We start from the raw sequence: 17631 nt of genomic DNA, 5'->3' as shown, positions 1-17631 counted from the left end.
ATCAGGCAATAAATGGCCTGACTATACCCGCCTCGGCTGGGGTTGCAAGCAAGGTTGGTGCACTGATGGGAGAAATCTGAGGGTTCCATCAACGTCGTTGCCCCACCCCGGTCCCGCTGTTTGAATATCGGCAAGTGGACCAAGGGTCCTACGCCGAACGCTTGCGGAGGTGGAACGTGGGCAGCATGCAGGAAAGCCATCGGGCAGGGAGAAGTGCGCAGACGGCCCATAAGGCCGAGCACGCCCCGGCCCCTGACGACAACAGGAAACCGGACCTGCCGACCGATCTGAAGTCGCGGTCCTGGAAGTATGTGTTCAAGCGCTCGATCGGCGAGTTCACACGCAAGAAGTGCACCGACCAGGCAGCGGCGCTGACCTACTTCACCATGCTGTCGCTGTTCCCGGCACTGCTGGCCATGGTTTCGCTGCTGGGCCTGGTTGGCCAGGCGGAGAAGACCACGCAGAACATGCTGCAGCTGCTGGGTGAGGTGGCCAGTGACCAGGTGGTGCAAACCCTGGAACAGCCGATTCAGCAGCTGACCAACGCGCCGTCGGCGGGATTCGCGTTCGCCGCCGGTTTGCTCGGTGCGCTGTGGAGTGCCTCCGGCTACGTGGGGGCGTTCGGTCGGGCCATCAACCACATCTATGACGTGCAAGAAGGCCGCCCGTTCTACAAGCTCAAGCCGATCCTGCTGCTGATTACCCTGGTGCTTTTGGTCGCCGCAGCAGTGATGGCGGTGCTGCTGGTGGTCTCCGGGCCACTGGTGCAGGGCATTGGACAGGCCCTGGGGCTGGGTGAAACCGGCATCATGGTCTGGAACATCGCCAAGTGGCCGGTCATCGTGATCTTCGCCGTGATCCTGGTGGCGATCCTGTACTACGGCACCCCCAACGTGAAGCAGCCCAAGTTCCACTGGATCAGCATGGGCTCGGCCATCGCGCTGATCGTGCTGGCCATCGCCACCGTCGGCTTCTTCTTCTATGTATCGAACTTCAGCAACTACAACAAGACCTACGGCGCCATCGGTGGCGTGATCGTGCTCTTGCTGTGGATCTGGATCGCCAACAACGCCCTGCTTTTCGGCGCAGTCTTTGACGCCGAGATGGAACGTGGACGGGAACTGCAGGCCGGAATTGAGGCCGAGGAATCCATCCAGCTGCCGCCGCGGGAAACCAAGGCCAGCGACAAGCTGGCGGCGAAGGCTGAAAAGGACATCCGCCAGGGTGAACAGCTGCGCCAGGACAGCGAACTGGCGGCGCAAGACCACACCGGGGATGACTCCCCGGCAGGTGAAACCAAGCGGAGGAGGGAGGACTGACTTCTGCGGGCACCTGAACCCGCTGCATCGATTCGCGCGGCCCCTGCCAGCCAAGCAGGGAGCTGACCGACACCAAGAAGGCGCTCGCCGGAGCCACCGGCAACGAAATACGTGCCCGAGAACAGAACTATCGAGCAATGGAGTAACAGGAGGGCAACAATGAGCAGCAACGATTACACCACTCCGGAACCCAACCGCAACATTCCACCGACGCAGGTGCCAGATCCGCTGGCCGGCGTGAACGACCCGATCGTTCCGCCGGGTGAAGGGGCCCCGCTCAGCGAGCCGGTTCCACCCGCCGAGCCGGTGGACACCGAACTGACCGGCTTGGGCACCGGAACCGGTGTGGGAACCGGCACCGACGACACCGACCAGTCCAAGGCGCAGGAGGCTGCCTCCGAGGCCAAGGACCTGGCGCAAGAGGGCAAGCAGTCCGCCGCCCATGTCATGGACAGTGCCAAGCAGGAGGCCTCGATGGTCGCCGAGCAGGCCCGCGACAAGGCCAGCAACCTGCTTGATGAGCTGGGTTCGGATGTTCGTGAGCAGGCCTCGGCGCAGCAGCAGAAGATCTCCGCGAACCTGCGTGACATCAGCGAGGAATTCCGCAACATGCTGGACAACTCGCAGGCCTCGGGCACCGCGTCCAGCCTTGTGGATCAGGCCGCGCATCACAGCGGCAAGGTCGCCGATTGGCTGGAGCAGCGTGAGCCGGGGGACCTGGTCGAGGAAATCAAGGGCTTTGCCCGCCGCCGCCCAGGCGCCTTCCTGGGGCTGGCACTGGGTGCCGGCCTACTGGCAGGTCGCCTGACCCGCAACGCCAGCGGTCCGGATAAGGACTCGGACCGGGACTCGCGGCGCGATGCGTCGCCGCTGCACGCCACCCAGGGCTCCCAGGACCAGTACCGGGATGTGTCCACCGATGACGTGCCGCCGGGCATGACCCGCGGCCAGGTGCCGCCCGAGGTAACCTCGCAGCCCACCACCCAGCCGCGGACCGTGGGAATGCCGGAAACCGGAACCCCGGGAGTCCTTCCGGGGGAGCCGGAACCGGGAAGCACCTACCCGCCGACCCCACGGCGGACGGACTTCGAGTAGGAGGCTGCGATGAGCGAGCACACAAATGACTACGGAACGCCGGGGCCCGGCGCGGTCCCAGCCGGTGGCGGGTCACACGCGGCCGAGGAGGAGCAGACCACCCTGGGCGGACTGTTTAGCGACCTGACGCAGAACGTGTCGGTGCTGGTTCGCCAGGAAGTGGAACTGGCCAAGACCGAGCTGAAGGAGTCAGCAGCCTCGGCAGGCAAGGGCGCCGGCATGTACGCCGGTGCGGGCATCGCGGCACACTTCGTGCTGATGTTCCTGTCCCTGGCCGCAGTGTTCGGCCTGGCCACCCTCATCGGCTACGGCTGGTCGGCCCTGATTGTGGCCGGTGTCTGGGCCATCATCGCCGCCATTCTGGCCATGGTTGCCAAGAAGAAAATGGAGCAGGTCAAGGGGCTGCCCAAGACCTCCTCAACCGTGAAGAAGATTCCGTCGGCTTTCAAACCTCAGGAGGAAACGCGATGAGCAGGGATTCCGAAGAACTCAGGCAGGACATTGCCCAGACCCGACAGGAGCTGAGCGATGACGTGGACGCGATCGTGGACCGGGTTAGCCCGTCACAGATCGCCCACCGGCAGAGCGAGAAGATCAAGGGAACGTTCCACCGAGCGAAGGATGCAGTGATGGGAAGCGGTGAATCAGCCAGCGACCAGGCCCACGATGCCATGGAAAGCGCCAAGGAGGGAATGAACCGGGCCCCACAACGGGTCGTGGAGCAGACCCGCGGCAACCCGTTGGCCGCCGGGCTGATTGCGTTCGGCGCAGGCCTATTGGCCTCCTCGCTTCTGCCCGCCACCGACCGAGAAGGGGAAATGGCGCAGAAGCTCAAGGAGAAGGCCGAACCGCTGACTCATGAGTTGACCGAGAGCGCGAAGCAGGTGGCCGAGGACATGAAGGAACCGGTCAAGAATGCTGCTGAGGAGTTGAAGGACTCCGCGCAATCCTCAGTGGAAAGCGTCAAGGAAGAAGCCAGCGGTGAAGTCGATGACCTGCAATCGCAGGCCAAGGACAAGGCCCAAGGCCTTTCCGATAACGACAACCGCTAACGGTTGACGCTCACGCCTCACGGCCCGAGGGGCACGACAGGCACGGTGGCCGAAACCGGGTACGGAATCGGCCACCGTTGCCTTGCCCGGCAGCTACTGCTTCAGGCAGAGCGCAGAAGCGTTATGGTTCCGCGACGGATGTTCGTCCAGAAACCCGGACGGTGAAAACTGAATAGTGTCGAGGGTGCTGGGAGGATTCCCGGGGATGAGGGGAACACGCCGCACACAACAGTGGCTGCGCCGTTCTTGCGAACAGCACAGCCACTGGTATTACCGGTGCCGCGGCGCGGGTTGATGCTGATTCCGCGGCATTACCGATTGTCGTTACTGCATCGGGGTTCCCAACCGACCGAATGAGCGGAAGCTCTTGTCCGGTGCGTGCATGGGCGGCAGCGCATGTGCCACTGCACTGCAGGAGAGCTGATTAATCCGGAACATCAGGAAGGAATCAGTCTCCAGTGCCTCGGAGTACAAATCGCTGATGGTGTCGGTTGAACCCCGCGGGTCCACGACTTCCAGCGCGTCGCCGCCCAGGGCGACGTAGGTGAAGCACAAACGGGACTCGTTATCCATGGTCGCAACCAAGACTGGTGGCTGGTGCACGGAGACCAGCGCCATGACTTCGGCGAGTTTCTCGTGCGGCTGAGCCATCACGATGGGCATTCCTTGTGCCCATCCATGCTGTTCGAGGAGTTCTCGTCCCTGACGGGAACCAATGACGTCAGCGACGAGCTCGGCGATCTTGGAGCGAACGAAGCGGCCTGGCATTTTTCTACCTCCATTTTCAAGCAACTTAGCGAGCGAGTGTTCCCCATAGTTCTGCATGGTGGTGTTTTCATTACCCGAATTAACCGGTATTGAAATTGTGTTCTGTCTGGAACTGCAATTCCACACTAACCCGCTTCTGAGGAAACCTCGAGCACCTTCTGGGTGTGTGAAACAATCCGCCATACTTGCTTCTTGCGTCAGTAATTTGCCACTTGACTAGCTATTTTATGGAATGAACGGCTCTGGGGGAGTCCGTTCAAGCTGAGCTTGGAGGGTGATCTCTGAGATGTTTCTCAGGATCAATAGAGTCATCCTGAAATCTACCTGAAAGTATTTGTGCCAACTCCACAGTCCGTGGGTTATCTGCTAGGGATAATGGTATCTGGCGCGCAAGTTTATTTGATTCTACTGCCGCATAAATGGGGCATAAATACGAAGTTAATGTATTTGAATGCATGTAATGGCGCGTTCCTGGTGCGAAGGGCAACCGCTCGGTGCGCGCGAACGGGTTAATGCGGCATCCTCGTGGCGTTGCCCGCCGGGTGGGGTGCAGCCGAGGTTCCAGGGCAGCCGACATGCCTTGCGCACGAGCAGAAGCAAAGGGGCAAGAGCAAGACACGACCCGTTCCCGCCCGCGGGATGGACCGAGGGGCTATTGCTTGTCAGGTGCCAGGAGCTGAGCTGGCTTCCCAGCGTCCTGCTGCTCGGTGGTGACGTTCCAGACGAGGTCACCCAGAACCTGGCGCGTCTGGTCCTCTGCAGCGCCCACGGCTAGCAGCAGCTCGGTGGTGAATTCCTGTTGCAGCGAGCTGGCCAGGGAGGGCAATTTCTCCAGGCCGCCGTCCGGCAAATCGTAGGCCGTGAGGCGAAGGTCGGGACAGTCTGCGGGAACGGTTGCTCGCAGGTCCTGTAGGTGCTCGGCCAGTTGCTGGCGGTGCTGCTCGATGGTCGCGGCCTGCTTGGCACCATTACGGGCGGCCTGCACCTGCAGTACATAGTCCAGTGCGTAACCGCGATCCAATGCCCGGGCCGCATGCAGGGCGACCAGGTCGGTGTCCGCAGGGAGTGCGGTCTGCTGATCCAACAATTGCCGGTCGGTAAGGCATGCCACCGCCCCGGTCTCGGACTGCGCCGGAGCGTCACCCGCATCCTCTGTGCTGCCCAGCGGTGCCGGGACTTGCCGTGCGTCATCTTCTTGCACGGCATGCAGCACGCTGCGTGCATCCAGGCTCACCTCGAAGGCAATGCGGGCCAGCAGCGCGCCGCCAGCCTCATCCTCGGCTTCATTCACCGGCACGCTCTGACCTGCCTGCAGCACTTCATTGGCCAGGCTCGTAGCCGCCTCTGCGGAATAACTGGTCGCCAGCTCGGCCGGCTGCTCGTCCTCGTAGTGCAGTTCGCCAAGCAGTGCACTGGCCTGAGACAGTGAGTCATGCAGGGCCTGCAGCGTTGGCGCCGTTTCCTGCTTTGCGTCCTTGGCCAGGGCGGCCAGGGTTTCGCTCCGCTGGCCCAGCTGCTTCAGCTGTGCGCCGTACTCCCATTCGCGCAGCTGTTCATTGCTCGATCCGCGAATTTCCTCGGGCAGCCCCCGGTCTTCCAGTGCCCCGCGGAACACGGTGACGCCCAGGGCCCACATTAGGGCCAGGACCAAAACCACGGCCAGCAGGGGTGCCAGCCAGCTGGGGGCTTTGCGGGAAGATGAGGAAGCAGCGTCTTTCATATCCCCTTGATCATCCCATGATCTCCTCCGGAGCCGGTTCCCTGGTGCCGGTCCGGCGGAATTCCGCGTGAGTTCCTTCACCTGCAGGGCTAAACTCGTATCCAGCCGTGCCCCCTTCGCGCTACGCTTGGATGTACAACATCGAATAACGTGGGAGGATATCCATGACCGGCAAGCCGGCCGATACCGAACAGGAAGCAAAGCGGTTGATGACCGTGCTGCAAAAGGAAGTTGAATCCCACGGGCTGGTTCTCGAAGACATCACCCTTCGGCCAGCGGGCAAGCAGCAGCTGATGCAGATTACCGTAGACCTTCCCGAGGGCACCGACTCGGTCAACCTCGATCAGCTGGGCGAAGTCACCGACACCATCTCCAAGGCACTGGACGCCGATTCCGTGTACGCCAATGCCGCTCCCTATGAGCTTGAGGTCAGCTCCCCGGGTCTGTCCCGTCCGTTGACCGTTCCCCGCCATTGGGCGCGCGCCGTGGGGCGAATGGTCAACATCACCCTGACTGACGGCAGCAAGCTGCACGGCCGGATCTGTGAGGTGGGCGAGGATGAGGTGCAGCTTGCCGTGCACCACGCCCCGGCCAAGAAGGGCATGAAGGAGAAGGTGGATGACCCGCGTCCCTTCGCCCTGGCTGAGATTCGCAAAGCCGTCGTTGATGTGGAATTCAACCGCACCGACGAGCACCTGGACATCATCGACGTAGAAGACCCGGAGGCCTGAGCATGGACATCGATATGGATGCACTGCGCACCTTGGAAAAGACCCGAGACATCCCCATGGATGTCTTGATCACCACCATCGAGTCGGCCCTGCTGCTGGCCTACAACAAGACCGAGGGCGCCATGCCCAACGCCCGCGCCGTCATCGAGCGCGGCAACGGGCACGTGGCGATCATGGTTGAGGACTATGACGAGCACGGTGTGCTGCTGGGCGAGTTCGACGACACCCCACTGGGCTTCGGCCGCATCGCCGCCTCCACCGCCCGCCAGGTGATCATGCAGCGTCTGCGTGAGGCGGAGGATGACCAGGTGGTCGGCGAATACCGCTCGCGCGTGGGCGGACTGATCTCTGGCACCATCCAGCAGGGCACCAGCGCCCACATGGTGCAGGTCAACGTCGGAGACGTCGAAGCGGTGCTGCCCCCGCCGGAGCAGGTTCCCGGTGAACGCTACAAGCACGGCGAGCGGCTGCGCGCCTTCGTGGTGTCCGTGGAGCGCGGCACCAAGGGACCGGCCATCACCCTGTCCCGCTCGCACCCGTCCCTGGTGCGCCAGCTCTTTGAAATGGAAGTCCCGGAAATCGCCGACGGCGTCGTGGTCATCGAGGCGCTGGCCCGCGAAGCCGGGCACCGCACCAAGATTGCGGTGCGCGCCACCGAGGCCGGCGTGAACGCCAAGGGCGCCTGCATCGGTGAAATGGGCACCCGCGTGCGTGCGGTGATGAACGAGCTGAACGACGAGAAGATCGACATCGTGGACTACAACGAGGACCCGGCCAAGTTCATTGCCGCGGCCCTGTCGCCCTCGAAGGTCAACTCCGTGGAAATCCTAGACGAGGCCGAACGCCGCGCCCGCGTCATCGTGCCGGACGGGCAGCTGTCCCTGGCGATCGGCAAGGAAGGGCAGAACGCCCGCCTGGCCGCCAAGCTCACCGGCTGGCGCATTGACATCCTGGCCGCTTCCGGCGGGAAGGAACCGCGCTACTAGCTGCGACGGGAAGCCCCGGTCGGGTACGTGATAGTTACCTCACACGCGCACCGGGGCATAAACGCGCTAGACTATTAGTTGGCTCATTTAAAGAATAAGTGGAAGTGGGAAGTCCCAAGGGCATGAAGCTGCATCAGCAACGCACCTGTCTGGGATGCCGCACCACCACGAACATGGATGAGCTCATCCGTTGGGTACTGCACCCTGGCACCCCGCAACCGCGGGCGCGGCTGGCCGTGCTGAGCCCGGCGCCCGGACGTGGCGCCTGGACGCACCCGACACCAAAGTGTGTGCAGCAAGCCGTACACCGCAAGGGATTTGCCCGTGCCTTTCGCGCGCAGGTGGATGCCGGGTCGGTGCTGGAGGATTTTGCTGCATACGAAGCTCGACTGGCACCCCGCCAGCGAACTGGCAGAGATAAGGAAAGCGGGTCAGAAATCTGATGGCTACCCGATGAGTCCGCAACGATGAGCGCCAAACGATGACAAATCAGTTTCGCGTATTCCACCGTGCGGCGGAAGACCAAGACGAACTAATCCACTGATCTGCCGAAACCCATTTCCCCTGTGGTGTGGAGTGACGGCCGATCACACTGATACAGGAGAGATGTGGCTAAACTCCGCGTTCACGAGCTCGCCAAAGAGCTCGGAATCACCTCTAAAGACGCATTGAATAAATTACAGGAAATGGGCGAATTCGTTCGCTCCGCTTCCTCCACCGTCGAGCCCCCGGTCGTGCGCAAGCTGCGCGCCGCCTTTGGTGGTTCGGCCCCCGCTGCCAACAAGCCCGCCGCTGCCCGTCCGGCAGCCCCGAAGGCCCCGGCAGCACCGAAGTCCAACGCACCCAAGCCTGGCGGCAGCGCCCCCAAGCCCGGTGCCGCACCGAAGCCGGCCCAGAAGCCGGCCCCGGAGGCCAGCAGCGAACCGGCCAAGCCGGCTGCTGCTGCCCCGACCCCCGGTGGCCCGAAGCCAGGACCCAAGCCGGCCCCGAAGCCGGCCGGTCCGCGCCCGGGCAACAACCCGTTCGCTTCCCAGCAGGGCATGCGCTCGACCGACGCCCCGGCACCGCGCCCCGGTGGCGGTCGTGGCCCGCGTCCGGGTGGTCCGCGCCCGGGCAACAACCCGTTTGCCTCCCAGCAGGGCATGCGCGGTGAGGGCGGCCCGCGTCCCGGTGGCGGCCGTGGTCCGCGCCCGGGTGGCGCCCCGCGTCCCGGTCAGGGCGGCCAGGGTGGTCCGCGTCCGCAGCGTCCGGCAGGTCAGGGCGGTCCCCGTCCGGCGGCCGGCCAGGGCGGACCGCGCCCGGCAGCTGGCCAGGGCGGCCCGCGTCCCTCGGCCCCGCGCACCCCAACCGGTGCCAAGGCCACCCCGGGCATCATGCCCAACCGCACTGAGCGTCCGGCTCCGGCCGGCGGCGGCCGCCCCGGTGGCGGCGGTCCGGGCCGTGGTCGTCCCGGTGGCGGCAGCGGTGGCGGCGGTTTCCGTCCCGGTGCCCCGCGTGGCCGCGGCGGCGTAGGCGGCGCGTTCGGCCGCGGTGGCGGCGGACGCGGCAAGCAGCGCAAGTCCAAGCGCGCCAAGCGCCAGGAATTGGAGCAGATGAGCGCACCGTCGCTGGGCGGCGTGAATGTGCCGCGCGGCAACGGTTCGACCGAGATCCGGCTGCGCCGCGGTGCGACCATCACCGATTTCGCCGACAAGATCGGCGCGAACCCGGCAGCCCTGGTCACCGTGCTGTTCCACCTGGGCGAAATGGCCACCGCGACCCAGTCGCTGGATGAGGCCACCTTCGAGGTGCTCGGCGAGGAGCTGGGCTACAAGGTGCTGGTGGTCTCCCCGGAGGACGAGGACCGCGAACTGCTCGAAGGCTTCGGGCTGGACCTGGATGCCGAGCTGGAAGCCGAAACCGAGGACATGCTCGAAGAGCGTGCCCCGGTGGTGACCATCATGGGCCACGTCGACCACGGTAAGACCCGTTTGCTCGATGCCATCCGCAAGTCCAACGTGATCGAGGGCGAGCACGGCGGCATCACCCAGCACATCGGTGCGTACCAGATCGTGCACGAGCACGAGGGCCGCGAACGTCCGATGACCTTCATCGACACCCCGGGCCACGAGGCGTTCACCGCCATGCGTGCCCGTGGTGCCAAGGTCACCGACCTGGCCGTGCTGGTGGTGGCCGCGGACGACGGCGTCATGCCGCAGACCGTGGAGGCGCTGAACCACGCCCAGTCGGCCGGGGTGCCGATCATCGTGGCGGTCAACAAGGTTGACAAGCCCGAGGCGAACCCGGACAAGGTCATGGGCCAGCTCACCGAGTACGGCCTGGTGCCCGAGGAATACGGCGGCGAGACCATGTTCGTGAAGGTCTCGGCGCTGCAGAAGCTGGGCATCGACGACCTGCTGGACGCCCTGCTGCTCAGCGCCGACGCCAGCCTGGAACTGCAGGCGAACCCGGACAAGTCCGCCCGCGGTGTGGCCATCGAAGCGAACCTGGACAAGGGTCGCGGCGCCGTGGCCACCGTCCTGGTGCAGTCCGGCACCCTGTGCGTGGGCGACACCATCGTGGCCGGCACCGCGCACGGACGTGTGCGTGCCATGTTCAACGAGAACGGTGAGAACCTGGACGTGGCCCTGCCGTCGCGTCCGGTCCAGGTGTTGGGCCTGTCCAGCGTCCCGCGCGCCGGCGACAGCTTCCTGGTCACCGAGGATGAGCGCACCGCCCGCCAGATCGCGGACAAGCGTGAGGCTGCCGAGCGCAACGCCCAGCTGGCCAAGCGTCGCAAGCGCATCACCCTGGAGGACTTCGACCAGGCCGTGGCCGAGGGCAAGATCGACACCCTGAACCTGATCCTCAAGGGCGACGTCTCCGGTGCCGTGGAGGCCCTGGAAGACTCGCTGATGAAGATCGACGTGGGCGACGAGGTGCAGCTGCGCGTCATCCACCGTGGCGTGGGTGCCATCACCCAGAACGACGTGAACCTGGCGACCGTGGACAACGCGATCATCATCGGCTTCAACGTCCGCCCGGCCGAGCGCGTCACCGAGATGGCCGACAAGGAAGGCGTGGACATGCGCTTCTACTCGGTCATCTACGCCGCGATCGACGACATCGAGTCCGCCCTGAAGGGCATGCTCAAGCCGATCTACGAAGAGGTCGCACTGGGCACCGCGGAAGTCCGCCAGGTGTTCCGCTCCTCGAAGTTCGGCAACATCGCCGGTTCGATCATCCGTTCGGGCACCATCAAGCGCAACAGCAAGGCGCGCCTGGTGCGTGATGGCAACGTCATCGCCGAGAACCTGTCGATCGATTCGCTGCGTCGCGAGAAGGACGATGTCACCGAGGTCCGCGAGGGCTTCGAGTGCGGTATCGGCCTGGGCTCGTTCAACGACATCAAGGAAGGCGACCTCATCGAGACCTTCGAGATGCGAGAGAAGCCGCGCGACTAAGACCGCGTCAGGCAATCTGCGTGGGCGCGCACCGGAGCAGCGTTCCGGTGTGCGCCCACGCGCCTTTCAGGCTGGGAATCCGCAGCCAACTCGGGCCGTGGCGCTTGGCAAAACCAGGCCGCCCGGTCCTAAGCTGGGGGAACCACCGCTTGGGAAACTGAAGCTTGAAGCCGCAGCAGGGCTGCCAGGGCAACCTGGGACCGCTGCTGGGGCTTGAACCGTGAAGGAGTAAGAAGATGGCTGACTCAGCCCGTGCCGCCCGCCTGGCCCAGCGCGTGAAGGTGCTCATGGCGCAGTCGCTGCGCAATGTCATCAAGGACGAGCGGATCGACAACGTGACCGTCACCGACGCCCGGGTCACCAACGACCTGCAGCACGCCACCGTGTACTACACGGTGCTCGGGGAGGCCGAACTGAAGGCCGAGGTCGCGGAGCTGTTGGTGCAGAAGACCGGTGCGCTGCGCAAGGAACTGGGCCGCAACCTGACCATCCGGTTGACCCCGACCGTCGAGTTCGTGCCCGATGAGATCCCGGAAAGCGCCTCGCACCTGGAGGAGCTGCTGGCCAAGGCCCGCGAGAAGGACGCCGAACTGGCCGCGCTGCGTGAAGGCAAGACCTTCGCCGGCGGCGAGGACCCGTACAAGAAGGAGTCGGAGGAGGACGAGGAGTAGTCCTCGACCATCAAACCGCTCATCCGCCGCGGCGGATGCCACAAGGATCCCCAGGGTGGGGGCTCAATGCGAGCCTGCCGCCCTGGGGATCCCTTGTTGTGGCCGAACCGCTGTTCACGGTTGCGGCAGGGGCAGTGGTTACCGCACCCGGGCGCGCACCACCTTCCCCTTCGTGCCCAGTGCATCGGTGCTGGCGATCAGCTGGTGCCCGGAGACCTCCACGTCCGCGGACATTGCCGCCGGCAGCACGGTCACCGCCTTGCCCCGCACCACCTTGGCCACCCCGCCGCCGAACAGTTCGGAGACGTACACCCCGCCACGGTGATCCACGGCCACGCCGGTCGGTGCGTTCAGGCCGCTGGCCACCGTGTAGGTCTTCTTGGTGTGCAGGTTCATCTTGTAGACCTTGCCGGTGGCCAGGGACTCACCCGGGGCGCCGGGAAGCACCGTGTAGTACATCCAGTTGCCCTTCACCGTGATGTCGGTGGGTACCGGCTGGGCCCAGTAGGTCAGGCCCAGCATGCAGTCCGGGATCTGGATTCCGGACTCCGAGGCCAGCTGGCGCACGGCCTCGGTGATCTTGATGGGCTCGGCTGGCAGGGCCTTGACCAGCCGGGTCTTGCCGCGGCGGTCCACGTGCAGGATCGCGTTGGCCCCGGCGTCCCCAACGTACACGCCGCTGCGCATCGGCGCGCTGGAGTAGGGGTGGGAGTAGACCTCGCCCTTGGAACGCAGTGCCGGTGCCTGGGCCAGGCAGGCCTTGGAGACCTTGCGTACCCCGTACACGGTCTTGCCGTCCGGGTCGTGCTTGCGCTCGAAGGCAGCCAGGTCCGCGATGGTGCGCACCTTGCCCCGGTGATCAATGGACTTGAGCAACGCCGGGTCCTTGGGGCTTGGCGGTGCCTGGTCACTGCCGACCGGATTGTCGAAATAGTAGGCGGTGTGCCGGGCGTAGGAGACCCCGGCGATTTCCCGGCCCGGAGCGTTGACCAGGGTCCGCTTCTTGCCGTGGGCGCTGATGGAGGTCAGCTGCCCGGACATGGACTGCGCAACAAGAATCGAGCCATGGTCTCCAAAAGCGATCCGCAATGGGCCGACGAGATTGGTGGCGACGGTCTTGACGTTGCTGATCCCGGTGGGCGGCCGGTGGTGGTCTTGCTGATGGGCCTGGGCGGGGGCAAGGCTGAGCGTGACCGCCAATGCGGACGCGGCGGCCCCGGCCGCTATGTGTCGAAGCTTCATGATGATTCCTCGTCAAAGGGTGCCGCGCTCCAAAAAGGACCGCAGCAGCTGCAGTTGGTCCGCATGGTTCCCGGGGCATCGCTGGAAAAGGTGGCAGGCTGATCGCGGAGGAGAGGGAGCGTTTCGTAGCAAGAACTGAAGGCAGTGAGCGATGGGGAACGTTTGCGAGTGACACCGTGGACACGGGATGCGCTCGGTGCCCAGCTACACCGTGCTCAACGGTGGCGACATGTGCCGTCACGAGTAGCCACGACTTTATGAACTGCTGTGCGCGCGGGTCAATGGCAACCGTGGAAAGCACGTACTTCATGGGCCGAAAGCGGGTAGCGGATGGACTGCTGTCCGCACCGGCAGACGGTTGGAGCCTAGGCTGGACACCATGAGCGAGCCATCTGCAGGGTACCGGATCCGCCGCGCGCGGCCCGAAGACGAGGCGGGGGTGGCGAGGCTGTGCCAACGCAGCGGACAGGCCGGCTGGGGCCGCGAAGCACTGCGGAAGACCGCATCACGGGTCAGTCTCGTGGCCACGCAGGACGATACTGTCATTGGCGTTGCCAAGACCCATTGGCATGCTGAGCCGGACCGTGCCGCGCCGGCAGGGCATTACCTGGGCGGGATTGTCATCGACCCGCGGTGGCGCAGACACGGGGTGGGCCGGGCGCTGACAGCGGCACGCCTTGCCTGGATCGCCCCTCGCGCCGACGTCGTCTACTACTTCACGAACGAGAACAACACGGCCTCGATTAAGCTGCATGAGAGTTTCGGTTTTCAGCTGTTTGCCGCCGGAAGCCTCCATTCAGTATCGGCAGTTGACGGCAGGTCCAAGCTCCTGCTTTTTGCGCTGCACCGGTTGGCCAACTCTGTGTCACCGCTCACCCTTGATGATAAGGACAGGCTAAATAGTTGATACCACGCCTATACTGGAGGGCGTGAGTAAAGCCGGACAGCCCCAGGAAACGCAAGCATCAGGTCTGGTGCTGGTCGACAAGGACCAAGCAATGACCTCCCATGATGTCGTCGCCCGTGTGAGGCGGTTGGCCGGCACCCGAAAAGTAGGCCACGCCGGCACCCTGGATCCCATGGCCACCGGAGTCCTGGTGGTCGGCGTGAACAAGGCGACTCGTCTGCTGACCTACATCGTGGGCCATGACAAGACCTACACGGCGACAATTCGTCTGGGGCAGTCCACCGTCACCGATGACGCCGAAGGCGAGATCCTCTCCGAGCGCATCGCCGCGGCGGTCACGGAGGAAGACATTGAACGCGAGGTGTCCAAGCTGCGTGGGGACATCGAACAGGTGCCCAGCCAGGTTTCCGCCATCAAGGTGGACGGCAAGCGTTCCTACGCTCGCGTGCGCGAAGGCCAGCAGGTGGAGCTGAAGGCCCGTCCCGTTACGATCAGCCGCTTCGACATCCTCCAGGTGCGCCGCGAACACGGCGGGAAGATCATCGATGTGGACGTGATCGTATCCTGCTCCTCCGGCACCTACATCCGCGCCCTGGCCCGCGACGTGGGGGAGGCCCTGAACGTTGGGGGACACCTCACTGCCCTGCGCCGCACCGAGGTCGGCCCCTACAATATTTCCCAGACCAAGCGGCTGGCCGAACTGGCAGAGGAATTCGAGATGCTGCCCCTGGACGAGGCGGCCGCAGCACTCTTCCCGAACCGGACCGTGAGCGTGGATGAGGCCGTGGAGTTGTCCTTCGGGCGCACGATCGCCGCCTCCAGCAGCGTCATGGACGTTACGAAGGACGAGATCGTGGCGGCCTTCGCCCCGAACGGCACCCTCGTGGCGTTGCTCAAGGACCAGGGAGCCAAGGCGCGCACCCAGCTGGTCTTCACCGCCAAATAGCGCTGTGCGGCCGGTGGGGGGAACACCGGTGGAGAAAAGCACGACACCTGCACAAGTATCGAAAGGGCACAGGCCTGTGATCATCGTTGACGGCTTCTTTATTGCCGGCGCCATCATTTGTGGCCTGGCCGTGCTGCTGGGCCTGGTCGCCACCATCATCCGCACCTACCCGGATGACTACGCGTTGATCGCCACGGCACTGACCGAAGTCTTCCTGGTTGTTTATGGCATCTCCGCCGCGATCCGCCAGCTGGGCGGACAGCCGATCACCGGGGAAGTCTGGGAATTCTGGGGCTATCTGATCACCGCCCTGCTGATTCCGCCGATTGCCTTCTTCTGGGCCGTCAGCGACAAGAGCCGCTGGGCCAACGCGGTACTGACCGCCAACGGGCTAATAGTTTTCGTCATGTTGTTCCGCATGGAACAGATTTGGGATGCAGGAGCATTGGTATGAGTGAAAAGGCGCGCAACTCGCGCATCGTCGACGCCGCAGCGGCACGCAAGGGCGAGCAGCGCGCGCCCAAGCCGGCACGATCCACGGGCCTGGGTCGAATCATCATCGCGGTGTACGGCGTGCTGGCACTCTCGGCAACGATCCGGGCGCTGTACCAAATGTTCTTCCGGGACTTCTCCGAGGCCCCGGTGGCCTACACCCTGTCACTGATTTCCGGGCTGGTGTACATCCTGGCCACCGTGACCCTGGCCTCCTCCAAGCCGAAGGCCTGGTTCACCGCCCTCTACGCGGTGTCCTTCGAACTGGTGGGCGTGCTGGTGGTGGGCATCCTGTCCTTCACCCACCCCGAGCTTTTCGGCCACGATTCGGTGTGGAGCTTCTTCGGCAAGGGATACGGCTACGTCCCGCTGGTTCTGCCGTTCGTGGGCCTGTGGTGGCTGTACCGCAACCGCGATGAGCGCCGCGCCTAACAGACATGTAAGAATTGCTTGGGCAGGTTTGCTGCCCTCCACCACACCTAAGGAGCAACGTGCACTATTGGAAGGGTCTTGAAGCGGTTCCGGCAGCTGTCGGTCCCACGGTGGTGACCATTGGCAACTTTGACGGGGTTCACCTCGGGCACTGCCAGGTGCTGGACCGCGTGGTCCAGCAGGCCAAGCAGCGGGACGCCAAGTCGGTCGCGATCACCTTCGACCCGCATCCGGCCCTGGTGCACCGTCCCGAATCGGCGCCCGAACTGATCATGGGCCTGGCCGACCGCATCGACACCCTGGATGCCGTGGGATTGGACGCGGTCCTGATGATCCACTACACCCTGCAGTTCGCGCAGAACTCCGCCGAGGACTTTGTGCGTGAGGTGTTCGTGGACAAGCTCGGTGCCGTTGCCGTGGTGGTGGGCCACGACGTGCGCTTCGGCAAGGACAATGCCGGGGACTTCGCGTACATGTGCGAGCTGGGCGAAAAGTACGGTTTCGACGTCATCGGCGTGCAGGACGTGGGGGACAAGCGCCGCCTGTCATCCACCTGGGTGCGTGAGGAACTTTCCGCGGGCAACGTTGAGGGCGCCGCCGAGATCCTGGGCCGCCCCCACCGGATGCGCGGGGAGGTGGTTCACGGCGCCAAGCGCGGACGCGAACTGGGTTTCCCGACCGCCAACCTTTCCAGCGACGCCAGCGGCATCATCCCGGCCGACGGCGTCTATGCCGGATGGCTCGTGGATGAGGCCGACATGCGTTGGCCGGCCGCGATTTCCGTGGGCTCCAACCCGACCTTCGACGGCGTTTCGCGAGTGGTCGAGGCCCACGTCATTGACCGACCTTCCGAGGACTTCGGGGACTTTGACCTCTACGGCCAGCAAATCGTGGTGGAATTCGTCAAGCACCTGCGCCCGATGGTCGCCTACCGCGGCATCGAGGCCCTGATCGAGCAGATGAACGAAGACGTCGAGCAGGCCCGCTCGGTGCTCTCCCAGCAGGCGTAGCCGGGCACGGGCTTTTGACGGATCATGGCTGAGATTCCCTCGCTGCCGCAGCGCGCCTTCATCCTGCCGGAGCAGAAGCGGGCCGCGATGGCCGCCGCCTACCAGCATGGCGCCAAGAGCTATGACCGGATCCGACCACCGTACCCGCAGGCCGCACTGGACTTCACCCTGGAGGGGCCGGTCGATCAGGTGGCCGACATCGGGTGCGGCTCGGGGATCTTTACCGAACAGCTGGCCTCGCGGGGTGTCGAGGTGTGGGCCGTTGATCCTTCCCAGGACATGCTCGATGTTCTCAATTCCCGTTTGCCCTGTGCGCATACCGTCCTCGCGCCGGGGGAGCAGACCGGGCTTGCCGAGTCCAGCGTGGACGTGGTCAGCTACGCCCAAGCCTGGCACTGGGTTGATCCCGAGCAGGCCAGCGCCGAGGCGGCCCGGCTGCTGCGCGAAGAGGGCAGGCTGGTGTTGCTGTGGAACCAGCTGGATGTCTCGGTGCCTTGGGTGCACCGGCTGACCCGGATCATGCATGCCGGGGACGTTCACCGACCGGAACTCATTCCGCCCTTCGGGCCCCAGTTCGCGGCCCCTGAATCAGGGATCTGGCACTGGTCCATGGCACTAACGCTCCAGGAGGTCATTGAGCTGACCCGTTCGCGCAGCTACTACCGCCGCGCGAACGAAGCAACCAGAAACAAGGTGGAGTCCAACCTGTGTTGGTACTGGTGCGAGCACCTTGGCCATAACGCCGCCGAACGGATCGACGTGCCATATCTCACCCATGCCTGGAGGGCGCGAAAACGCCGGGGTCGGTGATAGCATT

Annotated in this window: 18 protein-coding genes; 15 read left to right on the top strand and 3 right to left on the bottom strand. The window is 64.6% G+C overall.

The features are described 5' to 3' along the window. Nucleotides 1–185: 185 nt before the first annotated feature. From FDN03_RS01250 to FDN03_RS01235, 4 genes are all read left to right on the top strand, one after another. The gene (locus tag FDN03_RS01250) at nucleotides 186–1319 is read left to right on the top strand and encodes a YihY/virulence factor BrkB family protein (protein WP_138173325.1); all 1134 of its coding nucleotides are present in this window, start codon (nucleotides 186–188) and stop codon (nucleotides 1317–1319) included. 159 nt (nucleotides 1320–1478) lie between these two features. Then, nucleotides 1479–2414: an ATP synthase F0 subunit B gene (locus FDN03_RS01245; protein WP_138173323.1), complete on the top strand. Its 936-nt coding sequence runs from the start codon at nucleotides 1479–1481 to the stop codon at nucleotides 2412–2414. 9 nt (nucleotides 2415–2423) lie between these two features. Further along, on the top strand, nucleotides 2424–2885 hold the full coding sequence (locus FDN03_RS01240; protein WP_138173321.1) for a phage holin family protein: 462 nt from the start codon (nucleotides 2424–2426) through the stop codon (nucleotides 2883–2885). Then, the gene (locus FDN03_RS01235; RefSeq protein ID WP_138173319.1) at nucleotides 2882–3466 is read left to right on the top strand and encodes a DUF3618 domain-containing protein; all 585 of its coding nucleotides are present in this window, start codon (nucleotides 2882–2884) and stop codon (nucleotides 3464–3466) included. Before FDN03_RS01240 ends, FDN03_RS01235 begins: the two co-directional genes overlap by 4 nt. 324 nt (nucleotides 3467–3790) lie before the next feature. On the opposite strand, the gene FDN03_RS01230 is transcribed toward FDN03_RS01235, so the two are convergent. Together FDN03_RS01230 and FDN03_RS01225 are read right to left on the bottom strand one after the other, a co-directional pair. Continuing rightward, entirely contained in the window at nucleotides 3791–4291 is a 501-nt protein-coding gene (locus FDN03_RS01230; RefSeq protein WP_138173317.1) for a hypothetical protein, read from the bottom strand. A gap of 595 nt (nucleotides 4292–4886) precedes the next feature. After that, entirely contained in the window at nucleotides 4887–5954 is a 1068-nt protein-coding gene (locus FDN03_RS01225; protein ID WP_138173314.1) for a hypothetical protein, read from the bottom strand. Between the two features lie 164 nt (nucleotides 5955–6118). Here FDN03_RS01225 and rimP point away from each other — a divergent pair, with 164 nt between their 5' ends. From rimP to rbfA, 5 genes are all read left to right on the top strand, one after another. Continuing rightward, on the top strand, nucleotides 6119–6685 hold the full coding sequence (rimP, locus tag FDN03_RS01220) for a ribosome maturation factor RimP (protein ID WP_138173312.1): 567 nt from the start codon (nucleotides 6119–6121) through the stop codon (nucleotides 6683–6685). A 2-nt stretch (nucleotides 6686–6687) separates the two neighbouring features. Continuing rightward, entirely contained in the window at nucleotides 6688–7671 is a 984-nt protein-coding gene (gene nusA / locus FDN03_RS01215; protein WP_138173310.1) for a transcription termination factor NusA, read from the top strand. Nucleotides 7672–7793: 122 nt separating this feature from the next. Then, nucleotides 7794–8114, top strand: coding sequence for a YlxR family protein (locus tag FDN03_RS01210; protein ID WP_138173308.1), 321 nt, complete (start codon nucleotides 7794–7796; stop codon nucleotides 8112–8114). A gap of 165 nt (nucleotides 8115–8279) precedes the next feature. Then, nucleotides 8280–11114 carry a translation initiation factor IF-2 gene (infB, locus tag FDN03_RS01205; RefSeq protein ID WP_138173306.1) on the top strand — a complete coding sequence of 945 codons (2835 nt, stop codon included), beginning with the start codon at nucleotides 8280–8282 and terminating at the stop codon, nucleotides 11112–11114. Nucleotides 11115–11350: 236 nt separating this feature from the next. Further along, nucleotides 11351–11785 carry a 30S ribosome-binding factor RbfA gene (gene rbfA, locus FDN03_RS01200; protein ID WP_138173304.1) on the top strand — a complete coding sequence of 145 codons (435 nt, stop codon included), beginning with the start codon at nucleotides 11351–11353 and terminating at the stop codon, nucleotides 11783–11785. Nucleotides 11786–11923: 138 nt separating this feature from the next. On the opposite strand, the gene FDN03_RS01195 is transcribed toward rbfA, so the two are convergent. Next, a complete protein-coding gene (locus tag FDN03_RS01195; protein WP_138173302.1) occupies nucleotides 11924–13027 on the bottom strand; it encodes a ScyD/ScyE family protein in 1104 nt (367 codons plus the stop codon). 379 nt (nucleotides 13028–13406) lie between these two features. On the opposite strand from FDN03_RS01195, the gene FDN03_RS01190 reads away from it, so the two are divergent. From FDN03_RS01190 to FDN03_RS01165, 6 genes are all read left to right on the top strand, one after another. Continuing rightward, a complete protein-coding gene (locus tag FDN03_RS01190) occupies nucleotides 13407–13934 on the top strand; it encodes a GNAT family N-acetyltransferase (protein ID WP_138173300.1) in 528 nt (175 codons plus the stop codon). A gap of 22 nt (nucleotides 13935–13956) precedes the next feature. Beyond that, complete coding sequence (gene truB / locus FDN03_RS01185; RefSeq protein ID WP_138173298.1) at nucleotides 13957–14880, top strand: tRNA pseudouridine(55) synthase TruB; 924 nt, start codon at nucleotides 13957–13959, stop codon at nucleotides 14878–14880. Between the two features lie 76 nt (nucleotides 14881–14956). Further along, nucleotides 14957–15334, top strand: coding sequence for a hypothetical protein (locus tag FDN03_RS01180; RefSeq protein WP_246049763.1), 378 nt, complete (start codon nucleotides 14957–14959; stop codon nucleotides 15332–15334). Next, on the top strand, nucleotides 15331–15804 hold the full coding sequence (locus tag FDN03_RS01175) for a hypothetical protein (protein WP_171021084.1): 474 nt from the start codon (nucleotides 15331–15333) through the stop codon (nucleotides 15802–15804). The genes FDN03_RS01180 and FDN03_RS01175 overlap by 4 nt, the downstream gene beginning before the upstream one ends. Before the next feature lie 59 nt (nucleotides 15805–15863). Continuing rightward, nucleotides 15864–16814, top strand: a complete 951-nt coding sequence (locus FDN03_RS01170) for a bifunctional riboflavin kinase/FAD synthetase (protein ID WP_138173296.1) — start codon at nucleotides 15864–15866, stop codon at nucleotides 16812–16814. 24 nt (nucleotides 16815–16838) lie between these two features. Then, nucleotides 16839–17624 carry a class I SAM-dependent methyltransferase gene (locus FDN03_RS01165; RefSeq protein WP_138173294.1) on the top strand — a complete coding sequence of 262 codons (786 nt, stop codon included), beginning with the start codon at nucleotides 16839–16841 and terminating at the stop codon, nucleotides 17622–17624. Nucleotides 17625–17631 lie beyond the last annotated feature (7 nt).

This window comes from Glutamicibacter sp. V16R2B1 (genome assembly GCF_005774635.1).
Classification (GTDB): Bacteria; Actinomycetota; Actinomycetes; order Actinomycetales; family Micrococcaceae; genus Glutamicibacter; species Glutamicibacter creatinolyticus.
Note: the sequence above shows the minus strand (reverse complement) of the source record. Positions and strands in the feature narration are given on the sequence as shown.

What these genes read in the sequence shown, in the direction of transcription:
- FDN03_RS01250 (WP_138173325.1), top strand. Translation starts at nt 186, where the DNA reads ATGCAGGAAAGCCATCGGGCAGGGAGAAGTGCGCAGACGGCCCATAAG.
- FDN03_RS01245 (WP_138173323.1), top strand. Translation starts at nt 1,479, where the DNA reads ATGAGCAGCAACGATTACACCACTCCGGAACCCAACCGCAACATTCCA.
- FDN03_RS01240 (WP_138173321.1), top strand. Translation starts at nt 2,424, where the DNA reads ATGAGCGAGCACACAAATGACTACGGAACGCCGGGGCCCGGCGCGGTC.
- FDN03_RS01235 (WP_138173319.1), top strand. Translation starts at nt 2,882, where the DNA reads ATGAGCAGGGATTCCGAAGAACTCAGGCAGGACATTGCCCAGACCCGA.
- FDN03_RS01230 (WP_138173317.1), bottom strand. Translation starts at nt 4,291, where the DNA reads ATGCAGAACTATGGGGAACACTCGCTCGCTAAGTTGCTTGAAAATGGA.
- FDN03_RS01225 (WP_138173314.1), bottom strand. Translation starts at nt 5,954, where the DNA reads ATGAAAGACGCTGCTTCCTCATCTTCCCGCAAAGCCCCCAGCTGGCTG.
- rimP (WP_138173312.1), top strand. Translation starts at nt 6,119, where the DNA reads ATGACCGGCAAGCCGGCCGATACCGAACAGGAAGCAAAGCGGTTGATG.
- nusA (WP_138173310.1), top strand. Translation starts at nt 6,688, where the DNA reads ATGGACATCGATATGGATGCACTGCGCACCTTGGAAAAGACCCGAGAC.
- FDN03_RS01210 (WP_138173308.1), top strand. Translation starts at nt 7,794, where the DNA reads ATGAAGCTGCATCAGCAACGCACCTGTCTGGGATGCCGCACCACCACG.
- rbfA (WP_138173304.1), top strand. Translation starts at nt 11,351, where the DNA reads ATGGCTGACTCAGCCCGTGCCGCCCGCCTGGCCCAGCGCGTGAAGGTG.
- FDN03_RS01195 (WP_138173302.1), bottom strand. Translation starts at nt 13,027, where the DNA reads ATGAAGCTTCGACACATAGCGGCCGGGGCCGCCGCGTCCGCATTGGCG.
- FDN03_RS01190 (WP_138173300.1), top strand. Translation starts at nt 13,407, where the DNA reads ATGAGCGAGCCATCTGCAGGGTACCGGATCCGCCGCGCGCGGCCCGAA.
- FDN03_RS01175 (WP_171021084.1), top strand. Translation starts at nt 15,331, where the DNA reads ATGAGTGAAAAGGCGCGCAACTCGCGCATCGTCGACGCCGCAGCGGCA.
- FDN03_RS01165 (WP_138173294.1), top strand. Translation starts at nt 16,839, where the DNA reads ATGGCTGAGATTCCCTCGCTGCCGCAGCGCGCCTTCATCCTGCCGGAG.